The sequence below is a fragment of the Delftia sp. WSY_12 genome (genome assembly GCF_043104645.1).
Lineage (GTDB): Bacteria > Pseudomonadota > Gammaproteobacteria > Burkholderiales > Burkholderiaceae_C > Comamonas > Comamonas tsuruhatensis.
The window spans coordinates 1-5,604 of the sequence record NZ_JBICKW010000010.1; the positions used below are offsets into that span (position 1 = coordinate 1).

7 protein-coding genes and 2 pseudogenes are annotated in these 5,604 nt (G+C 51.0%); 2 read left to right on the forward strand and 7 right to left on the reverse strand.

All coding sequences use genetic code 11. From position 1 onward, the window contains the following. A partial coding sequence (locus ACF8LI_RS05480) for a sel1 repeat family protein (protein WP_392414163.1) occupies positions 1 to 398 on the reverse strand: 398 nt, incomplete at its 3' end. A gap of 566 nt (positions 399 to 964) precedes the next feature. Here ACF8LI_RS05480 and ACF8LI_RS05485 point away from each other — a divergent pair. Continuing rightward, positions 965 to 1,288 (forward strand): hypothetical protein, encoded by a 324-nt coding sequence (locus ACF8LI_RS05485; RefSeq protein ID WP_152547313.1) that lies wholly within the window; start codon positions 965 to 967, stop codon positions 1,286 to 1,288. 30 nt (positions 1,289 to 1,318) lie between these two features. Here ACF8LI_RS05485 and ACF8LI_RS05490 read toward each other — a convergent pair whose 3' ends face one another. From ACF8LI_RS05490 to ACF8LI_RS05515, 6 genes and pseudogenes are all read right to left on the reverse strand, one after another. Next, on the reverse strand, positions 1,319 to 1,744 hold the full coding sequence (locus ACF8LI_RS05490) for a hypothetical protein (protein ID WP_081816289.1): 426 nt from the start codon (positions 1,742 to 1,744) through the stop codon (positions 1,319 to 1,321). Next, positions 1,732 to 2,508 (reverse strand): LysM peptidoglycan-binding domain-containing protein, encoded by a 777-nt coding sequence (locus ACF8LI_RS05495; RefSeq protein WP_392414162.1) that lies wholly within the window; start codon positions 2,506 to 2,508, stop codon positions 1,732 to 1,734. Before ACF8LI_RS05495 ends, ACF8LI_RS05490 begins: the two co-directional genes overlap by 13 nt. A gap of 424 nt (positions 2,509 to 2,932) precedes the next feature. Beyond that, positions 2,933 to 3,052 (reverse strand): annotated as a pseudogene (locus ACF8LI_RS05500) (IS5/IS1182 family transposase); the annotation flags it as partial. A gap of 7 nt (positions 3,053 to 3,059) precedes the next feature. Then, positions 3,060 to 3,434, reverse strand: a complete 375-nt coding sequence (locus tag ACF8LI_RS05505) for a hypothetical protein (RefSeq protein WP_392414161.1) — start codon at positions 3,432 to 3,434, stop codon at positions 3,060 to 3,062. Between the two features lie 459 nt (positions 3,435 to 3,893). After that, positions 3,894 to 4,349, reverse strand: coding sequence for a hypothetical protein (locus tag ACF8LI_RS05510; RefSeq protein ID WP_392414160.1), 456 nt, complete (start codon positions 4,347 to 4,349; stop codon positions 3,894 to 3,896). Beyond that, complete coding sequence (locus tag ACF8LI_RS05515; protein WP_392414159.1) at positions 4,346 to 5,152, reverse strand: hypothetical protein; 807 nt, start codon at positions 5,150 to 5,152, stop codon at positions 4,346 to 4,348. The genes ACF8LI_RS05510 and ACF8LI_RS05515 overlap by 4 nt, the downstream gene beginning before the upstream one ends. Before the next feature lie 131 nt (positions 5,153 to 5,283). Here ACF8LI_RS05515 and ACF8LI_RS05520 point away from each other — a divergent pair. After that, positions 5,284 to 5,580, forward strand: a pseudogene (locus tag ACF8LI_RS05520) (transposase); the annotation flags it as partial. Positions 5,581 to 5,604 lie beyond the last annotated feature (24 nt).

The window sequence follows — 5,604 nt, forward strand, 5'->3', positions numbered from 1 at the left end:
AGGAAATCCAGCTGGCTTTTGGCCGTTTGATTCCCTTTTGCCACGGCTTGCCGCAGCCAGTGCACTGCTTCGCAGCGATCCGCTTTCACCGCGGTGCCATACAGGGTTGGGCCTGCCAGAAGAATCCATGCCAGTGTTTCCTGGGCTTGTGGCTCGCCATCCCGGGCCGCCTGGCGCAGCAACGCGAGCATGGAGGCGTACTCACCCGCAGTCTGCGCCTCCAGGGCCAGTTGAAACCGCTGCTCGGAAGTCGTGGCTATGTCAGACGGCAGCGGTGCCGCCTGCGCCAGCGCGCCGGACAGGGCCGCTGCGATGAACAAGCCATGCCGTGCAGCCCGGGCCAGCGTGGCAATTGGGGTGGCAATTGGTGTGGCAATTGGGCGGAATTCGAATCGCATTTTTGTCTCCACTTGAACTGAGTGGCCCCATCGTCTTCGCAATCCCGATCCCTGAAAATTCGGAATTTTCAAAGGCGCCCTCAGGGCCACCCAGAGGCTGATTCGAATCGGCCATGCCCACCAGGCACAGGCCTATCGGCGGATGCTCGATGAAATCCGAGAACAGCGTTTTCTGGCCTGCCACCTGCGCATCGAAGGGGTTCTGATCGCTGGCGCCCGCAGCCTGCACGGCGCCGGCCTGACTGGCCGTGGCACTCGCCAACTGCGCCCGCCGCCAATCTCTTCAGAGTCTTTGACCATTGGGGGGGATAGAGCGCGGCTTCGGGTGGCGGAGGGGGCAGATCGCCATCGTTGAGGGCGTCGATTCAGCTTTGGGGCTCATAGCGGTGAGCTGCCGGGCATACTTGGCTTGTCGGAGGCGTTTTCAGGAGCTATTGATGATGTGCTCGTCTATAGGCCCAGGGCAGCACTGGCAACGTTATCAGCCATCGGCCAATCGCATCGCGCGGCGCTTGAAGGCGGCCCTAAGCTTGGGACCGCGGTAAATTAACCGTATAAAAGCAATGATGAAAATTTTCTTTGTATGTATCGGGTTCATGATTTCCGGATTCACGCATGTGAGTGAAGCAACTTCACCGGCAATTCAAGATTTGCAGGAAATAAGAAAATCTGCAGATGAGTTCTTGAAGTTGGAAAACAAACGCCAGAAAACAGACTTCACCACTGCTCGTGTCAACCCAAAGATACTAGTCGAGCAATGCGCTACTCCGCTTGAGTCAGGTTGGGCACCCACAGACAATGGTCTTCCCATAAAAATCGTTCAAGTCGTCTGCAAATCGTCATTGCACGATAAAAAGGGGTGGCGTGTTCTGGTGCCAGTTGGAAAATAAATCACAACAAAACAAAAGCGATGGTTGCGCCTAATCCGGCCCAACCATCGGGCACGACAATACTTGCCTTTCCGGTAACGAAGAATTGCTCCAGTCCGGAAAATTCCTTTTTTGGAAACCTTCCAAAGACTGGTAGCCATTCACATTCCAGTTGTAGCCGCTGGTATGTTCGACCTCGACGACAGAATAACGGCATTGACGACTGCGATTTTTTAAAAGAAAAACAATTCGTTCATTGCTACCATTGAAGCTCTTTTCCAGGACTTCGTAGTGCGTCGACTTGCAGATGCTATAAGCTGAATTCCATTCGATTGTCTTGGCGCGCACATGGAGCGCACCAGAACATGCTCTTCCAGTCCCTTGAAATACGCCAGCAAAAGCATCATCAGCAGCCGCCGCCATGCCCGATAGGCTGCCGATGGATGCGAACAACGCCAAGACTGTTAGTTCACGCATATCTCTACCTTTCCTTTTCGGATCAACGTCAGAGCATAGTCAAGCTTCTTGGCATACATTGAGTCGCCGACATTGTAGTACGTTGCAATGCTTGATGTCGTGATAATTTTCCAGCCTGTAATGACCTTCTTCAGTGAAGACTTTTGGTATTTTAATACCTGTCCAGGTCTCAATACATGCGCAGCAGGATTGAGTTTTTGCATTGTTTCGACAGTGCTGCCTGTTGCTTTTGCAATCTTGGCAATGCTGTCTCCCGCTTGCACTTTCACTTCACGGATGGTGCTGTCCGGGTCTGGAACGCTCTTGACCGCATAATTCGCCATGCGCATCAACAAATAACCAATTCCGGCTCTGATGTTGTACGCAGGAATTGCTATTGCTGTGCTTGCTGTCAATTTATTTTTCCAGGCAGATGGAATGATCAGGTCTCCACCTTCTTTTCCAGACAAAAGAGAACCCAGCCCTGGATCGCCAGGATTGCCTATCTGCATTAAATTTGACCCCCACTTTTTTGCTTCCGCGCCCGTCTCGACCCACGCCATGGCCTTGATAAGCTGCCAATCGAGTGGCAAATATCCTGCTTTACCAGAGAGATGGCGGTTATACTCATTGACCGCCATCTGAATTTCACAATCCCAGGTATTCCATTTGGCATTGCCCTCTGCCTTGTTAATGCCATCCTGCCATTTTTCGAAGCCTGTCTTCGGCTGTGCTTGAGCCGCCATATAAGTCCTTTCTGGTTGAGTTGTCCATGTGATCAGCATGCTTGCGCACGGCAGGCAGTTGTTTGAGCCATACCGCCAGCAATTCTTGCGAATGGCAATCAGACTCGTGAAGTTGCGTGCGTCGGTGCTGTCTGATGGATGTGGTCGTGGCAATCGGGCGGGCGGCTCTCACTCATACCGGCTGCGCCTCAGTGAGCGCCTTGGCCCGGGACTTCGACGGCAGGTGGAAGGGAGTCTGCAGATCGACGTCAACGTCGGGCAGATGATATGCAATCAAGAATGAGAGTTCAAGAACTAATTTCGAGAATCCCAATGCCTTGATTCGCATGCCGTGCCTTTTGCTTTGGTGGGCTTGTCAGAAACCGAAGCTTTCAAGAAGAATGGAAGCCATATGCCCCGCCAAGCCTATGCGCAGCTTGGCAAAGCCTGCAAACCAGCCGTGCGTTCAGCGCCGCTTGTACGGCCGCTTGCTGCTCTCAATACCTCGTCTGGCAATACGGCTTGCGATGTCCCGCTGTCTCAGATGGATGCGGCAACGTAGGTAGTCATAGCCTTTGTTGGCGTGCAGTTTTATTGGGCGTCTGTCGGCTTCAATCTACTTGATCGTGTTCACGCAGTCGCCGCCAGCAAGTCATACCGTTACCATAGCCCAGCGACTGTGGAAGGTCTTCCCTGGGCGCCAGCAGCGACGGCACGGACCCGTCAAGCAGGAAATGGCGGTAGGCCGGATTGGACATCAGCACCTTGCCGCCATTGCCCACCAGGCTCAAACCTATCGGCAGATGCTCGATGAAATCCGAAAACAACATCTTCTGGTCTGCCACCTGTGCATCGAAGGGGGCCTGATCGCTGGCGCCCGCGCCCTGCACAGCGCTGGCATGGCCCGCCGTGGCAATCGCCAGCTGCGCCCGCAGCCGGGCGTTTTCCTCGTGAAGCAGGGCAATCTCTTTAGATTCTTGGATCATGGGGGATGGGGCGCGGCTTTGGGTGAAGGAGGGGGTCAGGTCGCCGCTGGCGGGGACGGCGATTTTGCTTTGGAGATCATTACTGTGAGTGGCTGGCCAGCTGGGTTTGTGGGGGTGACTCCAGGAGACGCTGCCGCCGCTTCATCTGGCATCTGCACGGAGCAGCGCGACCTTTACGGCGCATGGCTACGATCTTTGGGTTGATGCCGTAAAGCTTGGTCAAGGACCGATGGGATCCGGTCGCTGGCTAGAGCTCTGCGCAAATATGTGGTGTCTTACGGGCAATGCCGTGCATGCGGATTGTCATAGTGCTTTCTCATGTTTCACGCTGAAGAATGCACTATGACTTTCTGGTGCTGTAAATCTGATACATAATTTCGCAACGCAAGAAACTATGTGACGCTCATAGAATAAAGTACTTGCTATTCGCAATATGCATCAATGCAATTTTGAACAGAACTACTCTTGAACGTCGATTTGAAATTCGACATAGCCTAGGCCAGGATTGCTTTTAATGATTAACTTGCTTTTGGTTAATTTTGTGGGTAAATTAAAAGTTGCCCTTGAAGAGTCACGGGCGATACTTTTGTAGCGCGCTGGGCCAAGACAGTTTTCCAATTCTTCTATCAAGGTTTTCGCTGAATCCCGTGCTGAGACTTTTCCTCCTACATCCCACTTGCATTGATAGTACGCAAAATTTTTTCCTCGATTTTCAAAAAAATCAATTTCACAATAGTCTTCTCTGGCGCCGGGTAGAATGTATTTTGGCACAAATCCCCCACTATCCCTTTCTTCACCTTGAATGTCTTTGAATAATTTGTTTGAGCTTTGTATTATCTTGTTAACTGGTGTGCAATCTGCAGTGGCTGATTCAAAAGCAAGCATGCATATCATGAAAAAGACTGGTTTTTTCATTTTCGCGTCTCTACTCTAGTTAATTTTGATGATTCTGCGAATGCTTTAGGTAACGACATTTTTTCCATTGCCATTCCTATGCCATGAGAAAAATGGACTAGTCTTTCTTTTGGAGTCCCATGATGCTGTGGTGAATTTATTTCATAATCCCCTTTTTTGAAAAAAGTAGACATGGCGGTACTCAGGTCAACTTGCATATATTGTTGTAATTCTTGGGCGCGAATACCCATAAACCAGCCTGCAAGAGCGTCTGCCTGCAGCTCCATAGCTTTCCCAGGGATGGGTTTTACCTGCTGCTTGAATTGATATATGTGCGCCCACTCATGAGCCATGATTGCCATCATGGCATGATCACCTCTGCCCCAATTTTTACCAGCATTAGCGAATTCTTCTCGCATTAGAGTTAATCCGAACAATACCGTGCCATCTGGCAGCCTATGATTTCCAATTTTTTGTGTTGTTGCAAATGCATTTCCAGCTCCGTTGTCTTCGAACATCAGAAATCCTGGGCGTACTTGAAAATGATTGCAAAGATAATTATATTCTACATTTATTCCGGCATCGAGCGGATAGAATCCTGTAGTATTACTAGTCTTTATTCCATTCTCACCGAACCCATTGAATCCCTGAAGAGCGCACCCAATATTTACAAACGAGTCAGATCGTTTCTTACTCTGGGTGTGGTTTATTTCTTCATCCTCATCTTTGAAAACGTCTTTGGGCCAAGAAAAAGCCGAGCAAGCGCAAGAGTATGAAAATATTCCGGCCGCAGATTTTAATAAATTTCGCCTCAAATTCTTCATGTCTACTCCTGGAAAATTTGTAGGAAGCTTAGTGTGTGACAGGAGTTTGCATTTTTCAATAGATCAAATACTAGGAGTGGAAAACACCACTTCCCCAGAGGTCCCTCAGAGCCGTTATGCTCGCTGCCCTCATGGCACGACGACCCGTAAGCAAAGAACTGTGGCGACAGCTACAACCCCTCATCCCAGCCTTCGTGCCTTCTGCCAAAGGCGGTGCGCGCAAGCTCGTAGTCAGCGATGAAGCCGCCCTCAACGGCATCTTGTTCGTGCTGCAAACAGGCATTCGGTGGGAAGACCTTCCCCAATCCCTTGGGTACGGCAGCGGCATGACTTGCTGGCGGCGCCTGCGCGACTGGAACGCCGTTGGTGTCTGGGAGCAGTTGCACCAAGCCATGCTGACTCGCTTGCGTGAACATGACCAAATCGATTGATTGCAGGCTTGGGGGGCGCTC